The organism is Vibrio sp. V31_P5A7T61, assembly GCF_009904895.1.
Classification (GTDB): Bacteria; Pseudomonadota; Gammaproteobacteria; order Enterobacterales; family Vibrionaceae; genus Vibrio; species Vibrio metschnikovii.
The window spans coordinates 19,603-41,524 of sequence record NZ_WXWI01000051.1 but is presented as its reverse complement, the minus strand read 5'-3'; the positions used below and the strand labels follow the sequence as shown (position 1 = coordinate 41,524).

The 21,922-nt window shown below is 44.9% G+C and carries 17 protein-coding genes and 1 tRNA gene; 9 read left to right on the top strand and 9 right to left on the bottom strand.

Annotated elements, in window-relative coordinates; translation table 11 throughout:
• Positions 1-60 precede the first annotated feature (60 nt).
• Positions 61-819 carry a hydroxyacylglutathione hydrolase gene (gene gloB, locus CAG58_RS11125; protein ID WP_154170365.1) on the bottom strand — a complete coding sequence of 253 codons (759 nt, stop codon included), beginning with the start codon at positions 817-819 and terminating at the stop codon, positions 61-63.
• A 36-nt stretch (positions 820-855) separates the two neighbouring features.
• Here gloB and CAG58_RS11120 point away from each other — a divergent pair, with 36 nt between their 5' ends.
• The gene (locus CAG58_RS11120) at positions 856-1,590 is read left to right on the top strand and encodes a class I SAM-dependent methyltransferase (protein WP_154170367.1); all 735 of its coding nucleotides are present in this window, start codon (positions 856-858) and stop codon (positions 1,588-1,590) included.
• A gap of 81 nt (positions 1,591-1,671) precedes the next feature.
• Here CAG58_RS11120 and rnhA read toward each other — a convergent pair whose 3' ends face one another.
• Complete coding sequence (gene rnhA, locus CAG58_RS11115) at positions 1,672-2,133, bottom strand: ribonuclease HI (protein WP_154170369.1); 462 nt, start codon at positions 2,131-2,133, stop codon at positions 1,672-1,674.
• A 56-nt stretch (positions 2,134-2,189) separates the two neighbouring features.
• Here rnhA and dnaQ point away from each other — a divergent pair, with 56 nt between their 5' ends.
• Both dnaQ and CAG58_RS11105 read left to right on the top strand, forming a co-directional pair.
• Positions 2,190-2,930, top strand: coding sequence for a DNA polymerase III subunit epsilon (gene dnaQ, locus CAG58_RS11110; RefSeq protein WP_161425175.1), 741 nt, complete (start codon positions 2,190-2,192; stop codon positions 2,928-2,930).
• An 8-nt stretch (positions 2,931-2,938) separates the two neighbouring features.
• Positions 2,939-4,192, top strand: coding sequence for a TIGR03503 family protein (locus tag CAG58_RS11105; protein ID WP_161425176.1), 1,254 nt, complete (start codon positions 2,939-2,941; stop codon positions 4,190-4,192).
• Between the two features lie 125 nt (positions 4,193-4,317).
• On the opposite strand, the gene fadE is transcribed toward CAG58_RS11105, so the two are convergent.
• Positions 4,318-6,762: an acyl-CoA dehydrogenase FadE gene (fadE, locus tag CAG58_RS11100; protein ID WP_161425177.1), complete on the bottom strand. Its 2,445-nt coding sequence runs from the start codon at positions 6,760-6,762 to the stop codon at positions 4,318-4,320.
• 299 nt (positions 6,763-7,061) lie between these two features.
• On the opposite strand from fadE, the gene lpcA reads away from it, so the two are divergent.
• Positions 7,062-7,637: a D-sedoheptulose 7-phosphate isomerase gene (lpcA, locus tag CAG58_RS11095; protein ID WP_004394689.1), complete on the top strand. Its 576-nt coding sequence runs from the start codon at positions 7,062-7,064 to the stop codon at positions 7,635-7,637.
• Positions 7,638-7,702: 65 nt separating this feature from the next.
• The gene (locus CAG58_RS11090; RefSeq protein WP_004394690.1) at positions 7,703-8,548 is read left to right on the top strand and encodes a class II glutamine amidotransferase; all 846 of its coding nucleotides are present in this window, start codon (positions 7,703-7,705) and stop codon (positions 8,546-8,548) included.
• Between the two features lie 58 nt (positions 8,549-8,606).
• Here the strand turns inward: CAG58_RS11090 and purN are convergent, their stop codons facing one another.
• Positions 8,607-9,245, bottom strand: a complete 639-nt coding sequence (gene purN, locus CAG58_RS11085; RefSeq protein ID WP_154170371.1) for a phosphoribosylglycinamide formyltransferase — start codon at positions 9,243-9,245, stop codon at positions 8,607-8,609.
• Between the two features lie 3 nt (positions 9,246-9,248).
• A complete protein-coding gene (gene purM / locus CAG58_RS11080; protein ID WP_158138798.1) occupies positions 9,249-10,289 on the bottom strand; it encodes a phosphoribosylformylglycinamidine cyclo-ligase in 1,041 nt (346 codons plus the stop codon).
• Positions 10,290-10,456: 167 nt separating this feature from the next.
• Between purM and upp the strand changes: the two genes are divergently transcribed.
• Positions 10,457-11,083, top strand: a complete 627-nt coding sequence (gene upp / locus CAG58_RS11075; protein ID WP_004394693.1) for a uracil phosphoribosyltransferase — start codon at positions 10,457-10,459, stop codon at positions 11,081-11,083.
• Between the two features lie 73 nt (positions 11,084-11,156).
• Here the strand turns inward: upp and rluF are convergent, their stop codons facing one another.
• Positions 11,157-12,155, bottom strand: a complete 999-nt coding sequence (rluF, locus tag CAG58_RS11070) for a 23S rRNA pseudouridine(2604) synthase RluF (RefSeq protein ID WP_161425178.1) — start codon at positions 12,153-12,155, stop codon at positions 11,157-11,159.
• 82 nt (positions 12,156-12,237) lie between these two features.
• Positions 12,238-12,816 (bottom strand): DNA endonuclease SmrA, encoded by a 579-nt coding sequence (smrA, locus tag CAG58_RS11065; RefSeq protein WP_161425179.1) that lies wholly within the window; start codon positions 12,814-12,816, stop codon positions 12,238-12,240.
• Between the two features lie 507 nt (positions 12,817-13,323).
• Here smrA and CAG58_RS11060 point away from each other — a divergent pair.
• Positions 13,324-13,400 (top strand) — tRNA-Pro (locus CAG58_RS11060).
• Positions 13,401-13,437: 37 nt separating this feature from the next.
• On the opposite strand, the gene CAG58_RS11055 is transcribed toward CAG58_RS11060, so the two are convergent.
• Complete coding sequence (locus tag CAG58_RS11055) at positions 13,438-14,313, bottom strand: TraB/GumN family protein (protein ID WP_161425180.1); 876 nt, start codon at positions 14,311-14,313, stop codon at positions 13,438-13,440.
• A 443-nt stretch (positions 14,314-14,756) separates the two neighbouring features.
• Here CAG58_RS11055 and CAG58_RS11050 point away from each other — a divergent pair, with 443 nt between their 5' ends.
• A complete protein-coding gene (locus CAG58_RS11050) occupies positions 14,757-17,411 on the top strand; it encodes a beta-N-acetylhexosaminidase (protein WP_161425081.1) in 2,655 nt (884 codons plus the stop codon).
• 56 nt (positions 17,412-17,467) lie between these two features.
• Here CAG58_RS11050 and CAG58_RS11045 read toward each other — a convergent pair whose 3' ends face one another.
• The gene (locus CAG58_RS11045; protein WP_161425080.1) at positions 17,468-19,984 is read right to left on the bottom strand and encodes a heavy metal translocating P-type ATPase; all 2,517 of its coding nucleotides are present in this window, start codon (positions 19,982-19,984) and stop codon (positions 17,468-17,470) included.
• 177 nt (positions 19,985-20,161) lie between these two features.
• On the opposite strand from CAG58_RS11045, the gene gltX reads away from it, so the two are divergent.
• A complete protein-coding gene (gltX, locus tag CAG58_RS11040; protein WP_161425079.1) occupies positions 20,162-21,586 on the top strand; it encodes a glutamate--tRNA ligase in 1,425 nt (474 codons plus the stop codon).
• Positions 21,587-21,922 lie beyond the last annotated feature (336 nt).

Here is a 21,922-nt window from a genome sequence, read left to right as displayed (position 1 = left end):
TGTCATAAATTGGCTGCTGATAATACTTGTCGTATTAAGCGGATGACAAGTAGCAAATCGTTAAAATTCATTCTTCCACTCACGTAAAGCGCTAAAAATAGCGAGTGGATCATGTTGTTCAGTACGATTGGCTACTGACTTAATCACGCTCGGAACCCCGGTACGCAAGAAGGGATTGACCCATTTTTCACGTTGTAAGGTGGTGGGGAGTGTTGCTTGACCTTGTGCACGCATGCGAATCACGGTGTCGCGATAAATTTGTAACTGTTCGTTATCAGGTTCAACGGCCATCGCAAAAGCGACGTTACTGGCGGTGTATTCATGAGCGCAATAGATTTCGGTTTCCTCAGGTAATGCTAATAATTTATTGAGTGAGGAAAACATTTGTTCCATCGTGCCTTCAAATACCCGCCCACAGCCTGCAGAAAACAGCACATCGCCACAAAAAAGCTTACTGTCACCGACATAACCAATATGGCCTAAAGTGTGTCCAGGAAGTCCTAAGACCATAAAACGTTCGTCAAATAATTCAATTTGATCACCATCTTCAACGGGATGAGTGAGGGTGGGAATGGGTTCTTGAGCTGGCCCCACAACATCCACATGAGGATATTGGCGGACTAATTCGGCGACACCACCGATATGATCATGATGATGATGGGTGATCAGAATAGCTTCTAAGGTTAATTCCTGCTGTCGTAGGTAAGCTAAAACAGGTTGAGCATCCCCCGGATCGACCACCGCACAACGGCGATCGCTATTTTCAATCAGCCAGATGTAATTATCGTTAAATGCGGGTATGCTTTTGATGTGTAACATGAGTTATCTCCAGTCACGTGGTAAAGCGATTTAGCAATGAAACCAGCACGCAGTCAAAAAAAAATTGAGAGTCCTCACTCTTGGTCCCAACTAAAAAATGGCCAGTGGGTGTGTGAGTCTATTCAAACCCGGCTTGACGAGTGGTGTCCAAAGCTTTTCGGTTATCACATGCTAAAATTGGGCGGTTTGAGCTGTGAGCTGTCCAGCGGTAATTGTACTATTCAACACCAAGTTCATCTGGATATCCATAATCCGCTCCATACGGTCATCGCTGATGCTTATGATTTACCCTTTTTAGAAAAGAGCATTGATGTTGCGATTATTGCCCATCAATTAGATTACTGTAACGACCCGCACCGTATCTTGCGTGAAGTCGACCGAGTATTGATTGATGACGGTTATGTGATTATTACTGGTTTTAATCCGATCAGTTTAACTGGCCTTGCCAGTACGATGCCTTGGCGTAAACATAACCTTCCTTGGAGTGGGCGTATGTTTACTTCGAGCCGCATTAAAGATTGGCTCAGTGTGCTGAACTATCAAGTTTTAGAATGTGATCAATACGCGCTTTTTCCGATGCAGAAATATCGTCCGCTTTGGGCCTGGTTAGAAAATGCGATGGGTGGCTGGGCAAGTCCGTTAGGAAGCTTATATTTTATTGTTGCTCGCAAGCGAACTTATCCACTTAAACCCATTAAACCACACTGGCGTTTGAAGCGACGTTTTTCGCCAGTTGGTTTTAACTATCGGGTCAAGTCAGAAGATCAATAGTTGATGATATTTCCAAGCGCTGGTTGAACCAGACGATAGCGAGCCTATGTGCCACTCTAAGTTGACTTAATAGTCATGAATTTAGGGTTGATAACCGACATCGTCTTCCGTTGGGTTTTCCGCCGCGCTACGTGCCAATTGATCACACATTTCATTTTCACGGTGACCGGCATGCCCTTTTACCCAGCGCCAATCGACCTGATGTCGCGCGGTTTCTTTTTCTAAGGCTTGCCATAAGTCGGCATTTTTCACTGGTTTTTTATCCGCCGTTTTCCAGCCTCGTTGTTTCCAGTTATGAATCCATTGAGTGATGCCTTGACGAACATATTGGCTGTCGGTGGTTAGGATGACATCGCAGGGCTCTTTTAAGCTTTGTAGAGCGATGACCGCCGCGAGCATTTCCATTCGATTATTGGTGGTGAGGCGATAGCCCTTCGATAAGGTCTTTTCAGTTTTTTTATAGCGTAACACTACGCCATAGCCACCCGGGCCAGGATTGCCTAAACACGACCCATCAGTGAAAATTTCCACTTGTTTGTTCATGATTTGATACTATTGGATTATTCACACAATTGGCATAGTCTGACATAGATATCCTTATGAATACTAGCAGCAATTCGCAACACAATCGTATTGTGGTACTTGATACCGAAACGACAGGTATGAACTTTGAAGGCGGACCTCATTATGAAGGCCATCGGATCATTGAGATCGGCGCGGTTGAAATTATCGATCGGAAATTAACCGGACGGCATTTCCATGTTTATTTAAAACCAGATCGTGAGATTCAACCGCAAGCAATTGAAGTTCATGGTATTACCGATGCCTTCTTAGTCGATAAGCCGCAATATAAAGAAGTCCATCAGGAGTTTTTAGACTTTATCAAAGGGGCGGAGTTAGTGGCTCATAACGCGTCATTTGACGTCGGCTTTATGGATTATGAGTTCGCCAAAGTCAACGCTGCGATTGGCAAAACTGAGCAGTATTGCAAAATTACCGATACCTTGGCGATGGCGAAGAAAATCTTCCCCGGTAAGCGCAATAACCTCGATATTCTTTGTGATCGCTATGGGATAGATAATTCACATCGAACCTTGCACGGCGCTTTGCTCGATGCGGAAATCCTCGCTGATGTTTATTTATTAATGACTGGTGGGCAGACTTCATTACAGTTTTCTGCTAGTTCACAAAGTGGCGAGCCGGCTGGGAGTTTTGTGCAGCGCGTACAAGGTGGGAGGAAAAACCTTAAGGTTTTACGTGCATCGGCCGATGAAATAGAAGCTCACCAACAACGTTTGGATGTGGTTGAAAAAAGTGGAATTTGCCTCTGGCGTCAGTAGGAGAGAGTATGTTACGGCTAGGAATAGTGATACTGAGTTTGTTATGCAGTATAGGAAGTTTTGCCAGCAATGAATCATCGCTTACCTTGCTTGATAACCGTTTTCGGGTGGATCCTACGATTTCACAAATCACCTTTGTCATTTATCGAGAGCAAAACTCCCGTCCTGTGGTATTAGTTCGCCCAGACGGTTTTAAGTATTATGCTTCTCGTCACCCTGATTACGTTCGTTGGTATCAAGAGTCATCAATGGATATCGTTTCGATTGATAAACCGATGCCGGGGCCGTGGCAAGCTATAGGCCAGATTTCGCCCAATAACCACGTGCGTTTGATTTCGCATTTGCAGCTTCAAACCGAACAATTACCGCATCGCTTATATCAAGATGAAACGATTAAATTTACCGCGCGTTTAACCTCGGACGGCGAGCCGCTGTTATTAAGAGATTTCCTTGATCGGGTTAAGCTTACCGTGACCTTTACTCGTTATGTCGACGATGAACAACAGTTACCTCAAGAAATGCGTCCAATTCCCGAAGTAATTGGGCAATTTACCGATGATGGTCGAGGATTAGATGAAAAGCCGGGTGATGGTGTTTTTACCGTCGCTTTACCGATAACCCCTGAACCGGGTAAGTACCGTGTGCGCATCACTTCGGGCAATGGTGTCTTTTTACGTGCTCAAGAACAGGTAATTTTGGTTTATCCCGCTCCAGTTGTGGCCACCTTTATTCAGTCACGAACTCAAGGTGTTGCTCATCAAATTAGTTTTAATGGTGAACGAGGCATGATAGAGCCTGGTTCTATGGTTGCGCATATCGAGCATCGAGAGTTAGGACAACCGCCATTTCTTGCCCAAGGGCAAGCCGACCCCTCTGGTTTAGGTGTTGTTCTAATGGTCCCTAATGAGAAGCAATTTGGTAATTTTGCGTGGAATGGGCAAGTTTATGCGACGGATTTAGCGACCCAAAGACCACTCATCTTCCCTATTCGAGAGCAAACCTATGGGGTGGTAAGCGAAATTGATTTAGCGACGACTCGGCGTATGCAAGAAGCTGAGTTAGAAAATCTTCGTCGTTTAGAGCAAGAAAAGCTCATTCAACATATGCAAGAGCAAGCTCGCCGCCGTACGATGATGTACATTATTTTGGGTAATTTTTTCGTTATTATTGTTGCGCTTGCTGGGTGGTTTATTCGTCGTAAGCTGAAAGCGAAAGCGGTAGCCATACAAGAGATGAATCTAAATATTCCGAAAAAACCGTAAACCACAATCGTGAAGAAAAGAAAATAACCGCAACAAAAAAGGAGGCGAGCCTCCTTTTTGTTTATTGAGCAAACGCTAAACGCTCGTTTTTTCTGATTGAGTGGTCCCCTTTTTCTCGTTTGAAGTTACGCGACTTCTTCGAGTTTGGGGTGAGACTTTTTTGCTGCAAGTTCCTGCGGGTCAAAATCATCAACGTTAATCGTGTATAGGCGATGGGCCTCAGCTTCAATCAATAGATCCGCTTCCCACTGAGTAAGCAACTGCTTCTCTAAACCGATTTTCGCTAGCTGATCCAATTGAGTAAAAGGACGACGCTGATTGAGCGCCTCACACATCTTAGTAAAGATTGGCTCAGCTTGGAGAATAATACTCAACGCTTGTTCTATCTTACCTGCTGGGTTGTGTTCGGTTGGCAGTAAGTATTGATTACGTCCTAAGCGTGAACGTGCAGCACTAGGGGTTTGCAAGATCTGAGCAACCTGACTATCCAAATGGTCATTGGGCGCTTTGCGAACTCGTCCAATAGGCATAATCAGAACGCGAAGCAACTTACCAATAACAGGATTAGGGAAGTTAGCTAAGAACTCATCAATCGCTAATTCAGTTTGCTTCAAACTATCTTGAAGTCCCCAATGAACGAATGGTAAATCTTCACTTGGTCGTCCATCATTTTCAAAGCGTTTTAGAGTCGCAGAGCTTAAGTACAATTGACTTAATATGTCTCCAAGGCGGGCGGATAAGCGCTCTCTACGTTTGAGTGAACCACCCAATACCGCCATCGAAATGTCGGCCAGTAATGCTAAGTTGGCACTGTAACGATTAAGTTTTTGGTAATAACGCTTGGTGGGGCCTTTGCTTGGCGCTGCCGAGCCATAGCCATCGGTAATCCCAAACCAAATACTGCGCACTAGGTTACTTAAAGTAAAGGAAACATGGCCAGCGAGAGCTTGGTCAAACTGCTCTACAGCGTCTGAACGGTCTGAGTAAGCGGCTTCCATCTCTTTTAATACATAAGGATGGCAGCGAATGGCTCCCTGACCAAAGATGATCATGGAACGAGTTAAAATATTCGCCCCTTCAACGGTAATGGCAATCGGTGAACCTTGGTAACTACGCGCTAAAAAGTTGGCAGGGCCTAAGCAGATCCCTTTTCCGCCGACGATGTCCATCGCATCAATAATTGAACGTTGACCACGATGAGTACAGTGGTACTTCACTATCGCTGAAATAACCGACGGTTTTTCGCCTAAATCGATGCCTGCTACGGTTAAATTACTCGCTGCATCCATCACATAAGCGTTGCCCCCTAAACGCGCGAGCGGTTCTTCAATGCCTTCCATTTGACCAATCGGTTGCTTGAACTGACGGCGAATACGCGCATAAGCTCCGGTTGCTAGGGCGGCGGTTTTTAGGCCACCCGTTGAGTTGGAGGGAAGAGTAATACCACGACCAACCGATAAACACTCAACCAGCATACGCCAGCCTTGCCCAGCCATTTTTGGCCCACCAATGATGAAATCAAGGGGAACAAAAAGATCGGTCGCTCGGGTTGGACCATTTTGGAAAGGCACATTGAGCGGGAAATGACGATTACCAATCTCAACACCTTTTAAGTGAGTGGGTATCAAAGCACAGGTGATGCCCAGCTCAGGCGTATCCCCTAGTAGACCATCAGGATCTCGCAGTTTAAAAGCTAAGCCAAGTACGGTAGCGACGGGGGCTAAAGTGATATAACGCTTGTTCCAGGTGAGACGCATACCAAGCACTTCTTTCCCTTCCCATTCGCCTTTGCAGACCACGCCAAAATCTGGAATAGAGCCAGCATCCGATCCCGCTTCTGGGCTAGTGAGTGCAAAACAGGGGATCTCTTTACCTTCCGCGAGGCGAGGTAAATAGTAGTCTTTCTGCTCTTGAGTACCATAATGTTGCAACAGCTCACCTGGGCCTAAAGAGTTTGGAACACCAACGGTGGAGGAAAGCACTCCAGAAACGCCGGTTAATTTTTGCAGTACCAGAGATTGTGCATAAGCTGAAAATTCTAAACCGCCGTATTTTTTCTTAATGATCATCGCAAAAAATTTATGATCTTTAAGATATTGCCAGACTTCAGGGGGTAAGTCGGCCAACTCGTGAGTGACTTGATAGTCATTCACCATCGCGCAGACTTCGTTAACTGGGCCATCAAGGAAAGCCTGTTCTTCCGCACTCAGTGTTGGAGCTTTGATATTTTTCAGTTGCTGCCAGTCTGGTTTACCTTTAAACAGCTCGGCTTCCCACCACACGGTACCCGCTTCGAGTGCTTCTTTTTCCGTTTGTGACATGGCAGGTAATACTTTTTTAAAAACCCGTAGAGCTTTCCCGCTGATTAAGCTTTGGCGAACGGATGGAACGGCAAAAATAGCGACTGCCGCTAGATAGATAACCCAGCCAAAGAAACCAATCGGGCCAAACAGGGTTAAGCCAAACATGGTTAGGGTTAAAGCGACTAATCCAGTAAATAGCGACGTACGATGGTATAAGCAAGCGCTTAATACCAGCAATATGCCGAGTGTAGAGAGCAAGATATCCATAATTATTTCCTTTTACAGACTCAATGAGACCTGATGGGTGAAGTGGTCTAACCAGTAGGATTGTAATCAATATATTAATGAAATGTAAAACATCAAACCGGTCAAAAAGTGATCTCAGTGAAAAGAAAACTGCAAATTGTGCGTCAAGCGTCAATTTTGCATAGAAAATATCATCGGATTCGGTCAATTTGTTGAGAACAGACTCTCGACAGAGAATCTCGTTTGGGTAAACTCAATGACATACCTGAGTTTCCCTAATTGAAACTTACCTGTCAGCAGAATAACCAAGAGACCAGATTATGTATCATGATTTAATTCGCAGTGAACTTAATGAAGCCGCCGAAGTATTGAATGCCTTTTTAAGCGATGATCACAATATTGCGCAAATTGAAGCTGCAGCAAAAATGATTGCTGATTCTTTTAAACAGGGTGGGAAAGTACTGTCTTGTGGTAATGGCGGCTCGCATTGTGATGCGATGCATTTTGCTGAAGAGTTAACGGGTCGTTATCGTGACAATCGTCCGGGTTATCCTGGAATTGCGATTTCAGATCCCAGCCATCTTTCTTGTGTAAGTAATGATTTTGGTTATGACTACGTTTTTTCGCGCTACGTAGAAGCCGTGGGAAGCAAAGGCGATGTGCTGTTTGGTCTTTCTACTTCGGGTAATTCAGGCAACATTTTAAAAGCGATTGAAGCGGCGAAGGCGAAAGGGATGAAGACGATAGCCCTCACCGGAAAAGATGGTGGAAAAATGGCTGGCCTTGCTGATGTAGAAATTCGCGTCCCACATTTTGGTTATGCTGATCGCATCCAAGAGGTGCACATTAAAATCATTCACATTGTTATCCAACTGATTGAAAAAGAGATGGCATAAATCGAACGATGGATTTGCTGAGAGTGAATCTAATCGCCGAGGGTTTATTAGGAGTGATATAAACCATGTGTGAATTACTCGGTATGAGTGCCAATGTTCCGACCGATATCTGCTTTAGCTTTACGGGTTTAATGCAACGCGGCGGTAAAACGGGTCCCCATCGTGATGGATGGGGGATAACCTTTTATGAAGGTCGTGGTTTTCGGACGTTTAAAGATCCAGCGCCCAGTTGTCAGTCACAAATCGCTCAGTTGGTGCAGAACTATCCGATAAAAAGTTGTGCAGTGATTAGCCATATTCGTCAAGCGAATCGTGGGGCGGTTAACTTAGAAAATACCCACCCGTTCACGCGTGAATTATGGGGGCGATATTGGACTTTTGCGCATAATGGTCAACTGGTTGATTATCAGCGTTTGGCGCAAGGGCGTCATCGCCCGGTTGGTCAAACTGATAGTGAAGCGGCATTTTGTTGGTTACTGGATAAGTTAGAGCAGCGTTACCCGCAGATCCCCGACAATATGCTGTCGGTTTTCCAGTATGTGAGTCAATTATGCGATCAACTGCGTGATAAAGGCGTATTTAATATGCTTTTGTCTGATGGCGATTATCTGATGAGTTATTGTACTAACCATCTGTACTGGATCACTCGCCGTGCCCCCTTTGGCCATGCGGCATTGATTGATGAAGATGTTGAAGTGAATTTTCAAGAAGAGACGACGCCTAATGATGTAGTCTCGGTGATTGCTACTCAACCTTTGACAGGAAATGAAATATGGCAACGTATGAAGCCAGGCGAGTTTAATTTGTTCCACTTAGGTGAGCGAGTGGCGACGAATGTTGACCAATTGACTGCGGTCGCCTTTGCCCAAGCCAAGCCGGGTAATCAGGCCCCGACTGAACCGTTAGGCTAAAAAGTTTCATTAATACCAAGGGGAGTTGATACTCCCCTTGGTTATGTCGTGGCGTGAGCTACTGATCCGCGTAGCCGTGAATCCCTAAAATATGACCATCCAAAAGGGCTTTGCCATTCGTCATGGTTAAGCGTCCTTCGACAAACCACTGTACGACCAAGGGATAGATCCGATACTCCTGAGATTGTACTCGAGCAGTCAGGCTTTCTACCGTATCGTTATCAAAAATAGGCACTTTGGCTTGTAAAATCACCGGGCCGCCATCCAATTGCTCAGTAACAAAGTGGACGCTAGTACCGTGTTCTTCATCGCCAGCATGAATCGCTCTTTGATAAGTGTTTAACCCTGGGTACTTAGGCAGTAATGAGGGATGGATATTGATCATCCGACCAAAATAATGGCGAACAAAATCACTACTTAAGATACGCATATAGCCAGCGAGTACCACTAAATCTGGCGCATATTCATCCATCCACTTCATTAAATCAGCGTCAAATGCATCACGAGTTTCATAGGCCTTAGGATCAATAAAATGCGCTGCGGCTCCCGCTTTTTTCGCTCGCTCTAAAGCGTATGCTGTTGCTTTGTTTGAAAAAACAGCCGTTACTTTGCCATTATGGATACTTGTCTCACAAGCATCGATGATCGCTTGTAAATTAGAACCATTTCCTGAAACTAAAACAACAATACTTTTCATGAATTATTTGATCTCTACTTGCTCTTCATTGGTTTGTGCTTGAGCAATCTGACCGATAACCCATGCCGTTTCACCTTCTTGCTGTAGCAGCTCAACCGCCGCTTGTGCTTGGGCTTGAGGTAGGGCAATCACTAAGCCGACGCCACAGTTGAACGTACGATACATTTCACGCGTTGCTACATTGCCTTTCTCTTGTAGCCAAGTGAAAATCGCTGGCCATTGCCAACTGCTACCATCAATCACCGCTTTAGTTCCTTGCGGTAATACTCGTGGGATGTTTTCCCAGAAACCGCCGCCAGTAATATGAGAAATGGCGTGAATATCATGTTCAGCAATCAGCTTTAAGCCAGATTTTATATAAATTCGGGTTGGTTCAAGTAAATGTTCACCGATGGTTTTACCAGCCAATCGTTCATTCTTATCAGCGCCCGAGACTTCAAGAATTTTACGGATCAGTGAGTAGCCATTAGAGTGAGGACCACTGGAACCGACAGCGATGAGTGCATCACCCACGGCCACTTTGGAACCATCGATAATCGCTTCTTTCTCAACCACACCGACACAGAACCCAGCGACGTCATAGTCTTCGCCTTCGTACATTCCCGGCATCTCTGCTGTTTCTCCGCCGATTAACGCGCATCCCGCTTGGACACAGCCATCGGCAATCCCAGAGACGACATCCGCTGCTGTATCGACGTCCAGTTTTCCGGTCGCATAGTAATCAAGGAAAAACAGCGGTTCTGCACCTTGTACGATCAAATCATTGACGCACATCGCCACTAAATCGATGCCGATGGTGTCGTGTTTTTTCATATCCAAAGCTAAGCGTAGTTTTGTCCCTACGCCATCGGTCCCAGAAACCAAAACCGGATGCTTGTATTTACTTGGAAGTTCACACAGGGCACCAAAGCCGCCAAGGCCACCCATAACTTCAGGACGACGAGTACGCTTTACTGCGCCTTTAATTCGTTCAACCAGTGCGTTGCCTGCATCAATATCTACACCGGCATCTTTGTAGCTAAGAGAAGTGTTGTTACCGCTCACGGGGGAAGTCCTCGATCTAATTGGATATGAAAACGCCGCTATTCTACAGGGCTTAAATCAAAAAGGAAAACGTTTGCGTCAGTTTTTTTATCCAGATTTAAACGCTTAAAATAGGTAGAAATGCGTGTATAATCGAAAAGTTTATTTAAATTATGCCGGAGATGAAAATGAAAGTTGTTGAAGTGAAACACCCTCTAGTCAAACATAAACTGGGTTTAATGCGAGAAGGTGATATCAGCACTAAACGTTTTCGTGAGCTAGCGACTGAGGTTGCCAGTTTATTAACTTATGAAGCGACTTCAGATTTTGAGACAGAAAAAGTGACGATTGAAGGCTGGGATGGTCCTGTTGCTGTTGATCAAATTAAAGGTAAAAAGGTCACTGTTGTCCCGATTCTACGTGCGGGCCTTGGTATGATGGATGGGGTACTAGAGCATATTCCTAGCGCAAGAATCAGTGTTGTCGGCATCTACCGTGATGAAGAAACACTTGAGCCAGTGCCTTACTTTAATAAACTGGCATCGAACATTGAAGAGCGTATTGCGCTGGTGGTTGACCCTATGTTGGCGACTGGTGGCTCGATGATTGCAACGATTGATCTTCTAAAAGAGAAAGGATGTAATCAAATAAAAGTGCTAGTCTTGGTCGCAGCGCCAGAAGGCATTGAAGCACTGAAAAAAGTGCATCCAGATGTTGAACTTTACACCGCCGCCATTGATGAGAAACTCAATGACAAAGGCTACATCGTGCCTGGTTTGGGAGATGCTGGCGATAAGATTTTTGGTACTAAATAACGGCGTTTTTTAATTCGCTAAATAATACAAACATGATGAGGAGCCTTGGCTCCTCATCATGTTTCAAGGTCTGCTATTTTTTCAAGCTCAGCGTGCCGGCTTTCCGGGTTGGATTACGGCGTGCAGAGCGAGCAGTATTGTCGTTACGTTTAACGTCGCCGTGCTGCTGGCGCTGTTCTCGCCCTTTTTTTGAATTTGGCGCATGACGAAACTCATGGGCTTGACGCCCCTGATACGTTTTGTGGGGAGTTTCGGAGGTGGTTTTGGATTGCGCCAATCGACTATCAAACAATTTTGCATCGGTGGCTTTGCGGATCTGTTTACCTGAACTATCGGTTTTTGATGCCTCTTCAGTACTGACTGAGCCTTCGCACATCGCGAGGATCTCATTGACTTCGGCATCGGTTAAATAACGCCATTGACCATTCGGTATGCCATCTAGTGTGATGTTCATAATACGTACACGACGTAGTTTAAACACTTCATAACCCAGTGCTTCACACATGCGACGAATTTGTCTATTTAATCCTTGGGTAAGGATAATTCTAAATGAGTACTGGGTCTCTTGAACCACTTTACACGGTAGGGTGACGGTATCAAGAATATTGACCCCCGCAGACATTTGACGAATAAATTCTGCACTAATCGGTTTATTGACCCGTACCACGTATTCCTTTTCGTGGTTATTACCGGCACGTAAAATTTTATTAACGATATCACCGTCATTAGTCAAAAAAATCAACCCATCAGAGGGTTTATCGAGGCGACCGATGGGGAATATACGTTTACTGTGTCCAATAAAATCGACAATATTACCAGGGACATCTCGTTCGGTGGTACAGGTGATGCCAGTCGGTTTATTTAACGCAATATAAATCGGTTTTTCTTTATAGCCGACCGGTTTGCCATCAATGCATACTTGGTCGTGTTCAGTGACTTTGCTGCCCATTGGTGGCAGTTGCCCATTAATGGTTACACGACCTTGCTCAATCAGTTTGTCGGCCTCACGGCGCGAACAAAAGCCCGTTTCACTAATGTATTTATTTAAGCGTTTTTCGGTTAACGATGACATGAAAACTCCTGACGTTTCTCAACGGAATGGTGAAAAAATGAAATGAAGTAGATGAACGGAGCATTTTACCAGTTATTGCACTTTAACCAAGCCGTTTTTGATGGCGTTCTCGATTCTCACTTTTCTGATTTTTACTTTTCTTTAACAGCAGATAAACCGCACCACTTCCACCGTGAAAGCGTTGTGCACTATGTGCGCATTGTACTTCATCAATTTGAGTTAACCAGTTGGCGACAAAGCTTTTCATTAACGCTTGTGGGGTAGAGCGCTCCCCTCGACCATGGACGATGAGCACGGTTCGCAAGTCCATTTTTATGCATTGAGCGATAAAGTGAATCACTTCGTCGCGAGCTTGTTTGAGGGTTTTTCGATGTAAGTCTAGTCGTGCTTGTAAGGGGTATTTACCTAAGCGGAGTTTCTTATACACCCCATCCTGAATACCTGCTTTTTTATATTCAATGATGTCATCAGGTTTGAGCATGGCGGCACAATCGATGGAAAGATAATCCGGTTCTTGCGTCGATAACGTGATGGCTGCTTGGCGTTTGGCGAGTTGTGCTTCGGTGATAGTATGCGGTTTGTTAAGTTGTGCGACATCGTGAGCCAGTGGTTTCACATCATCCATCATTTGCTGAAATAGTTCTAAATCATCGTTAGGCATCATCACACCTTAAATTCGCAATTGGCTTGGTAAGTTGATTATACCGATGCAGAGAAAGCGTTGATCAGTTTGTTATTAAAAAAAACCGAAGTAGACAAATTATCTACTTCGGTGCATAGCGTGAGACTATTTAACAATCGAAGCTAAGCGATCTAGTGAGGAGATTTGTCCTTGATCACTTTGTAAACCACTAAACTGGCTAAAAGTAGCCTGAGGCTGACCGTCTGTAGATTAAGCGGATAGCATTACCCAGTCGTTACTTAGGTCTGACGTCTCTGTTTCTCACAAAGTGTTTAAAGACCCTGACACCTTAAAACCCTGCCCAAGTTTTGACGCTGATCTAGATCAAATGTAGTTAATTGGTTGCATTTATGTTTAAGTTTGTGTGTCTTTAATCACATTTTGTTCGCTTTGTTCAAGTTTTGTTCGAACGTCATCCGGAAAATTGAAAAGCGTCGAAAAGGACTTGCTTCACAAAAAAGAATCGGTAACATACCCAACATAGAACGGTGAATAGCGCAGCTTGGTAGCGCATCTGGTTTGGGACCAGAGGGTCGGGGGTTCGAATCCCTCTTCACCGACCATATTTAAGGCCTCAGCCATTGTGCTGGGGCTTTTTCGTTATTGCTTAGCTGGAAAACAAGTTGCTTGTTGGCTTTGATTACGTTGAATGAGATCAAAACCTTGGTCTTGCAATAACGTTAATACATTATCTTTCCCCACCAAATGAAGTGTCCCCACGACAACGAGATAATGGCCAGATGATGAAGGAAGAAAGTCTGGCGAAATTAGCTTATCTACCCATTGATGATTGCGCTTGATAATCAATGAATCTTCCATCTCAGCTGACATCTTCGTCTGTTTTAAAAGCTGTTCTAGCTTTACGCTATCGCCACTTTGCCAGCTTTCGAGCAGACATTCAGTCATGCTGTGTTGGTTTTCCCATTCATCGAGTAGCGCTATCAATAGCTCTTGTCCGTCATTAGGTAAATTCGTTAACACATCGATTTGATATTGTGCGGTCTCTAAAGGAAGTAGCGTTATACCGATTTGCTTGGCTTGACGAATAAAATGTAGGTCAACCCCTTGTTCTGCAGAATAACCCAGCTGATGGAGATGTAAAAACTGCAGTTGTAGCGCGCTACTCCATGGTGGAAGATTGGCCAATCTATCTGTGTTTTGTTTGAGTCGTTGCGCCATATTATCCAACTGACGATATTGTTGTGTGGTCAGTATTTGTTGACTGGTTACGGAAGGGATTGGATAGGTAATAGCCTTCAAATCACTTAGGTCGACTTCAATAATTAAACCATTGCTGGTTGCGAGGCGTTCATACAAAGTGCTCGGCAAGGGGTACATGGATGATTTACCCACATGGATAGACCCAACGATATCAAAAGAAAAATTTCCTTTTGTTGCTTGCCAGTAGAGTGGCTCAGCATGAAGGCCTAAGGCGAAAAAAATGGCTAAATAAGAGAGTAATCGAGAATTCAACAAAATAGCGTTCACCTTAAACTTGAGTTAAAGAGATACTCTAGCGTAAATAACATAATCAGAATGACTATAAACTTAAGATCTTAATCACAAATTTACTTTTATTTTTAAGTTGACGATCAGCGATTGCTGCTACGAAAGGTGATCATTATCTCAATAAGTAGATAGGATTATGACATTGATGTGATTGAGATCGCAGTAATCTCGTCAAAATAGAAGTGTCGATTTTGACGTTAACTTTAACCTAATGATAAATAATGATTTTTTATTTTCATAAAACCTAAAATTTGAACGTGATCACTGCTTAGTATGATTAATTTTACGCCACAAAATAACTCGCGTTATGGTTGGAAGATGAATCATGGCAATCATCGGATAATGCCGTCATCAAGGGAGGAAAAAGAGTTTACTCCTTCCTGTATTTCCAACCGAAAGAAGGTAATTCTATGTTGAACAAGAGTGTAATCGCCATTTCAGTCACCGCAGTATTAGCGGGATGTTCAATGATGGGCACGTCTAATCAAGCGCTAGTCAATTCACTGGCGGGCAATTTGGGTATTCAATATCACGTCGTCACAAACCACGGCGCTAATGACGGCTTGGCTTGTGAAGCTCTCGGTGCAGAATGGGCTTCATGTAATAAGGTTAATATGACGCTTCTTAATCAAGGTGAGGCGATAAAGTCGAAAGACTGGGCTATCTACTTTCACAGTATTCGCTTGATTTTGGATGTGGAGAATGACCAGTTTAAAATTTCTCGCGTGACGGGTGATTTACATAAACTAGAGCCAACAGAGAAATTTGCCGGTTTTGCGGCGGGTGAAGAGGTCGTTTTACCACTCATCGGTGAATATTGGACGCTGTTTGACACTGATTTTATGCCAGGTGCTTTTGTGGTCGCTCCTAATGCAGAGCCTAGGCTTATTGCATCGCTGAATACCGAAGATATTGCTTCGTTTGTGAGCGGTATTGACGGTAATAATTTAAAACGGACTCCAGAAGACAATAACGTTTTTGCCAACGCGATATCGCGTTTTGAGCAGAATGCCGACCTAGCAAAACAAGAGGTTTCCACTACGTTACTCCCAACCCCGATGCTCGTTGAAGCAGGTCAAGGCGTGGTGGATATTGCGGCAGGCATCGCGTTGCCTAAAGAAGCATTCAATGCCACCCAATACAGCGCAATTCAACATCGCGCAGCCGTGATCGGGATAAATGTTCGTGGTGAGCTTCCTGTCAGCGTTACGGTTGTTCCTGCAGGTTTCACTGGTGAATTAGCAAAATCAGGGGCTTATGAGTTGACCATCAAAGGCGACGGTATTGTGATTAAAGCGTTTGACCAGGCGGGTGCTTTTTACGCAGTACAATCTATCTTTGGTCTTATCGACAGCCAACAGCCTGATGCTTTACCAAAGTTGTTTATTCAAGATGCTCCTCGTTTTGAGTATCGCGGCGTAATGGTTGATGTCGCGCGTAATTTTCATTCCAAACAAGCCATTTTAGCTACGCTAGACCAAATGGCGGCGTACAAGATGAATAAACTTCATCTTCATTTAACCGATGATGAAGGGTGGCGTCTAGAAATCCCCGGTTTGCCAGAATTGACCGAGGTAGGCGCTAAGCGTTGTTTTGATCTGGAAGAGAAGCATTGCTTGTTGCCTCAGCTAGGCTCTGGACCGACATCGGATAACTTTGGCTCTGGTTATTTCAGTAAAGCCGACTATATCGATATTGTTAAGTACGCCAAAGCGCGCCATATTGAAGTCATTCCTGAAATTGATATGCCAGCGCACGCTCGCGCAGCGGTGGTTTCAATGGAAGCACGTTACGAGCGACTAATGGCACAAGGTAAGCAAATACAAGCGAATGAATACCGTTTGATGGATCCGCAAGATACTTCAAATGTGACCACGGTTCAGTTCTATGATAAACAAAGCTTCATTAACCCTTGTATGGAATCCTCAAGGCGCTTTGTCGATAAAGTGATTTCTGAAGTGGCCGCCATGCACATCGAAGCAGGTGCACCGCTAACCACATGGCACTTTGGTGGCGACGAAGCGAAAAACATCAAGCTTGGCGCAGGCTTTCAAGACGTAAACGCTCAAGATAAAGTTGACTGGAAAGGCACGATAGATCTCGCTAAGCAAGACAAGCCATTCGCACAGTCGCCACAATGTCAGATACTGATTGCAGACGGTACCGTGAGTGATTTTGGTCACCTGCCAAGTTTCTTTGCAGAGCAAGTCTCTAAAATTGTCGCTGAGAAAGGCATCCCAAGCTTCCAAGCGTGGCAAGATGGTCTGAAGTACAGTGAAGGTCCAGAAGCTTTCGCCACCACGAATAAACGTGTTAACTTCTGGGACACTCTATATTGGGGCGGCAGCGCATCGGTTTACGAATGGGCCAAACAAGGCTATGACGTGATTGTTTCTAACCCAGATTACGTTTATATGGATATGCCGTATGAAGCCGATCCAAAAGAGCGCGGCTACTATTGGGCTACACGTGCTACCGATACGCGTAAAATGTTCAGTTTCGCACCTGAGAACATGCCACAAAATGCGGAAACTTCACTCGATCGCGACGGGAATGGTTTTACGGGCAAAGGTGAAGTACAAGGCAAACCCTTCTATGGTCTATCGGCACAGCTTTGGTCTGAGACGGTGCGCAATGATGAGCAATATGAGTACATGGTATTCCCTCGCGTATTAGCCGCGGCTGAACGTGCGTGGCACCGAGCTGAGTGGGAAAATGACTACAAAGTAGGGGTTGAGTATTCACAAGACAGCCAACTTGTTAACCAAGCAGCGCTTAACCAAGATTACAACCGCTTTGCCAACGTGCTGGGTCAGCGTGAATTGGCGAAGCTTGAAAAAGCGGGTATCGATTACCGTCTACCAGTACCGGGAGCACGTATCGATAATGGCTATTTAGCCATGAATGTTCAATTTCCAGGTGTGAGCCTGCAATATTCATTGGATGGACAGCAATGGTCTGATTTTGATGCTAGCAATCCTCCTCAAGTGAGTGGCGAAGTCGCGCTTCGTTCGACGTCGGCAAGCGGAATGCGATTCAGTCGGGTTACTGTCATAAACGAATGATATACGCTCAAGCCTCTCTATCGAGAGGCTTTTTTTATCTTCTGAGTGTTTAGCCATCAATCATGGTAGCGTACTTTGCTAAAACGAAGGCGGTTAGCATTGGTTACGACAGTAATTGAAGATAAAGCCATTGCGGCACCAGCCACGACCGGACTGAGTAAAAAACCAAATGCCGGATAGAGTATTCCAGCCGCAATTGGGATACCGAGCGTATTATAAATGAAAGCACCAAATAGATTTTGTTGCATATTCCTTAAGGTCGCTTTAGACAGGTCGATGGCATTAACGACGGCTAACGGTGAAGAGTTCAGTAATGTCATTTGTGCGCTTTCTATCGCCACATCACTGCCGCTGCCCATTGCGATACCAATATTTGCCTGTGCCAGAGCAGGTGCATCATTGATGCCATCTCCAACCATCGCTACGTGCCGGCCTTGATGCTGTAACTGCTCAATATGCTGCGCCTTTTGTTCAGGTAGGACTTGGGCAATGACTTGATCGATACCTAGTTGCTTGGCGATTGACTCGGCAACACTGTACTGATCGCCAGTCAGCATTACCGTATGAATCCCCATTTGTTGTAGTGCTTTAACGGCTTTGGCTGCGCTGGCTTTGATAGGGTCAGCAATGGCTATCATCCCAATCAACTGCTGGTGTCGAGCGATAGCGACGGGAGTCCATGCCTGATCCGCAAAATATTGAATGGTACTTTGCGCAACACTGAGATCGATAGCGAGCTCTTGCATGTAGCTTAATGAGCCTAAATGTACCGTATCACCTTGATAAGACGCTTGAACGCCTTTACCACGCTGATTCTCAAACTGTGCAATATTTGCGGCCGTTCCACTGTACTGCTGTGCGTATTCGCAAATGGCTTTAGCCAGTGGGTGCTCTGAATACTGCTCTAAGCCAAAGGCTAAACTGAGCAATGCCGATTCGTCATCTTCAAAGCTAACGACGTGTTGAACGCTAGGTTTGCCTTGCGTTAACGTGCCCGTTTTATCAAAAACCACAGTATCGATGTTACTGGCTAATTGTAAAACGTTGGCATCACGAATCAGTATGCCCATTTCTGCTGCTTTACCGATACCAACCGTAACGGAAAGTGGTGTTGCCAAACCGAGGGCACAGGGGCAAGCGATGATCAACACGGTGGTTGCGACCACGAGCATATAACTGGCTTTAGGATCTGGACCAAACCAAAACCAGATTGCCGCTGCAATACAAGCTATCACCACCACGATAGGGACAAATACGGCCGAAATTTGGTCGGCCAGTTTGGCAATGGCAGGTTTGCTGCTTTGTGCTTGACGTACCATTTGAATAATACGAGCCAACATGGTTTGTGAACCGATCCCTGTGGCTTCAATTAATAAACTGCCATCTTGATTGATGGTACCTGCGGAAACGGTATTGCCCGGTATTTTATGGGCGGGAATCGGCTCACCAGTCAGCATCGCTTCATCAATATAAGAATCGCCGTCGATCACTACACCATCAACTGGAACTTTTGCTCCGGGTTTAATACGCAGCATCATACCCTGCTGTATGTGAGCAATAGCCATGATTTGTTCACCTTGATCCGTCACCAAGATGGCTTGTTGTGGCTGTAGATTGATTAAGGCTTGCAGCGATTGGGTGGTTCTTGATTTGGCTTTCGTTTCAATATAATGACCCAGAGAGATAAGACCAATGATCATCGCTGAAGCTTCAAAATAGACATACCGCGCTGCGGCGGGAAACCATTCAGGAAAGACAACCACTAACATCGAATAAAACCATGCTGCTCCCGTTCCTAAAGCAACCAAGCTATCCATCGTGGCTCGACGGTGGAGTAGTGCTTGCCAAGCATTGACAAAAAACACACGTCCTGCAGTAGCGAGCATTGCTAAGCATGCCACGCCAATCAGTCCCCAACCTAGTTGATCATAGCGATTATCGATCATCATGCTACCGCCAGCCATCCCCCACAGCATCATCGGGCCACCAAGTACAAGGCCTATCATCGCGTTGCGTTGGTGTAATCGTTGCATCATCGTCAATTGTTGTTGCTGTTTAGTTTGCTGTTCAAGAGGATCATCGACCGATTGAGCTTGATAACCTGCTTGTTTTACTGCGATTAATAACTGCTCAGTGAGTGGTTGCTGACTGAGTACTAATGCACTTTGCTCGGCTAAATTGACTTGTACTTTATTAACACCGGGAAGTGCAGTGAGGGCCTTCTCTACCGAAGCCACACAACTGGCACAAGTCATTCCTTCAATCAATAAATAGGTGCTAATTGTCGCTGATGTCGGTTCGAGGGGGATAGGTTCTTTTGCGCTGTCACCAACGGTTGTTGGCGTCGTAATCGAGGCTTCCTCTTTTGTTAGCGACTGACTTAATGTCGCTTGATAACCTAAAGACTCGATACAGCGCAGCAGATTATCAAGCGAGGTGTCTACATCGAGTTCAATGAATGTGGGCGACAACGAATGGATGTGCAGGGTAAACTCACTGTGTAATTGGCTCTCTAGCTTGCGCGCGCAGCCCATACAGTTTAACCCTGATAAAGATAAAGCGTAATGATGCATTGTTATCTCTCCTGACTGATTGGAAGTAGGATAAACCTTGACCTTAAGGTAAGGTCAAGCGAATGATCATGACTTTTTTGAAGTTTCTTGGGTCTGTGCAGTGGGAGTGATAGAATGGCGCGCAAAATTTCGCTCATGCCAAGCTTTGGCTGAAGTTTATGAAAAAGGTAATCAATAATGACGGTTAAAACTCGTTTTGCTCCAAGCCCAACAGGCTATCTACACGTAGGGGGCGCTCGTACCGCTCTATATTCTTGGCTCTATGCGAAGAGTCAAGGTGGTGAATTTGTTCTACGTATTGAAGATACCGATCTCGAGCGTTCTACTCAAGCGGCAGTCGATGCGATTCTTGAGGGGATGACGTGGCTGGGCCTCGAGTGGGATGAGGGGCCTTACTATCAAACGAAGCGTTTTGACCGTTACAACCAAGTGGTTGAACAGCTATTGGCTGAGAATAAAGCTTATAAGTGTTACGCCTCCAAAGAGCTGCTTGATGAGATTCGTGCCGAGCAAGAATCGAACAAAGAGATGCCTCGTTATGATGCCAATCATCCTAAAATCAAAGCGGTGAATGAAGCTGCAAAAGAGGGCGATCCATGCGTGATTCGTTTCCGAAATCCCAAAGAAGGCAGCGTGATTTTTGATGATAAAATCCGTGGCCGAATTGAAATTCGTAACGATCAACTGGATGATTTAATTATTCGTCGTACCGATGGTTCACCGACGTATAATTTCTGTGTCGTGGTAGATGACGTCGATATGGGGATTACCCATGTGATTCGCGGTGAAGACCATATCAACAACACGCCTCGTCAGATTAATATTTATCAGGCGATGGGAGCGACGATTCCAACATTTGCTCACTGTGCGATGATTTTGGGCGATGATGGAGCCAAATTATCCAAACGCCATGGTGCGGTGTCGGTGATGCAATATCGTGATGAAGGTTATTTGCCAGAAGCGCTGATCAACTATTTAGTGCGTTTAGGATGGGGACATGGCGACCAAGAGATTTTTTCTCGTCAAGAGATGATCGATCTGTTTAGTCTTAATGCCATTTCTAAATCGGCTTCGGCTTTTAATACCGACAAGTTGTTATGGTTGAATAATCACTACATTAAAACCTCAGATCCTGAATACGTCGCTAAACATTTAGAGTGGCATTTTACTCAGCAAGGTATTGATAAGCAGCAAGGTCCAGTCCTATCTGAAGTGGTTAAATTAGTTGGAGAGCGCTGCCATACCTTGGTTGAGCTGGCAGAACAATCGCGTTATTTCTACCAAGATTTCACTGAGTTTGATGCCGATGCCGCGAAAAAACATTTACGCGGTGTTGCCAAAGAGCCACTGGCATTGGCATTAACCAAGATTAACGCATTACCAGAGTGGAGTGTTGACGCGTTGCATCAAGTGATTGCTCAAGTGTGTGAAGAGCTGGCTATTGGTATGGGTAAAATTGGTATGCCACTACGAGTCGCGGTCACCGGTGGTGGGCAATCACCTTCTGTTGATGTGGTTATGCATTTAATTGGTAAAGCGCGTGTAGTACAACGTATTCAAATGGCATTAGATTTTATTGCAGAGCGTGAAGCAAACGCATAACACGATTGAGAATAATCCATAGTGTTGAAACCGCAGCCGATTGAAGCTGCGGTTTTTTTATGGAGCAAGTTTGTTATCAGCGCATTAACGATTATTAACCCCTTTTAATTTGGTTAATCTCTATTTTTTGTGTGTGTTATTGCTTATTTTTAATTCACATGACATTGGTTTAACATTCTTCAGGTATTATGAATCTGGCGGTTGATAAATGACCTTGGTTAATAGATATTAAACCGTGGGTTACTCAACGGCACCTCTCGATGAGTAATAGATACAGCAGTGGTCCGTTTGGTAACGGAGGCCTTAGCGTTTTGTTGTTGGTTAGTTACAATCCGG

Excerpts from the sequence above, each read along its gene's own strand:
- CAG58_RS11050 (WP_161425081.1), top strand. The coding sequence starts at position 14,757 with ATGTTGAACAAGAGTGTAATCGCCATTTCAGTCACCGCAGTATTAGCG.
- purN (WP_154170371.1), bottom strand. The coding sequence starts at position 9,245 with ATGAAAAGTATTGTTGTTTTAGTTTCAGGAAATGGTTCTAATTTACAA.
- fadE (WP_161425177.1), bottom strand. The coding sequence starts at position 6,762 with ATGGATATCTTGCTCTCTACACTCGGCATATTGCTGGTATTAAGCGCT.
- upp (WP_004394693.1), top strand. The coding sequence starts at position 10,457 with ATGAAAGTTGTTGAAGTGAAACACCCTCTAGTCAAACATAAACTGGGT.
- CAG58_RS11045 (WP_161425080.1), bottom strand. The coding sequence starts at position 19,984 with ATGCATCATTACGCTTTATCTTTATCAGGGTTAAACTGTATGGGCTGC.
- gltX (WP_161425079.1), top strand. The coding sequence starts at position 20,162 with ATGACGGTTAAAACTCGTTTTGCTCCAAGCCCAACAGGCTATCTACAC.
- CAG58_RS11090 (WP_004394690.1), top strand. The coding sequence starts at position 7,703 with ATGTGTGAATTACTCGGTATGAGTGCCAATGTTCCGACCGATATCTGC.
- dnaQ (WP_161425175.1), top strand. The coding sequence starts at position 2,190 with ATGAATACTAGCAGCAATTCGCAACACAATCGTATTGTGGTACTTGAT.
- rnhA (WP_154170369.1), bottom strand. The coding sequence starts at position 2,133 with ATGAACAAACAAGTGGAAATTTTCACTGATGGGTCGTGTTTAGGCAAT.
- CAG58_RS11120 (WP_154170367.1), top strand. The coding sequence starts at position 856 with ATGAAACCAGCACGCAGTCAAAAAAAAATTGAGAGTCCTCACTCTTGG.
- rluF (WP_161425178.1), bottom strand. The coding sequence starts at position 12,155 with ATGTCATCGTTAACCGAAAAACGCTTAAATAAATACATTAGTGAAACG.
- smrA (WP_161425179.1), bottom strand. The coding sequence starts at position 12,816 with ATGCCTAACGATGATTTAGAACTATTTCAGCAAATGATGGATGATGTG.
- gloB (WP_154170365.1), bottom strand. The coding sequence starts at position 819 with ATGTTACACATCAAAAGCATACCCGCATTTAACGATAATTACATCTGG.
- CAG58_RS11105 (WP_161425176.1), top strand. The coding sequence starts at position 2,939 with ATGTTACGGCTAGGAATAGTGATACTGAGTTTGTTATGCAGTATAGGA.
- lpcA (WP_004394689.1), top strand. The coding sequence starts at position 7,062 with ATGTATCATGATTTAATTCGCAGTGAACTTAATGAAGCCGCCGAAGTA.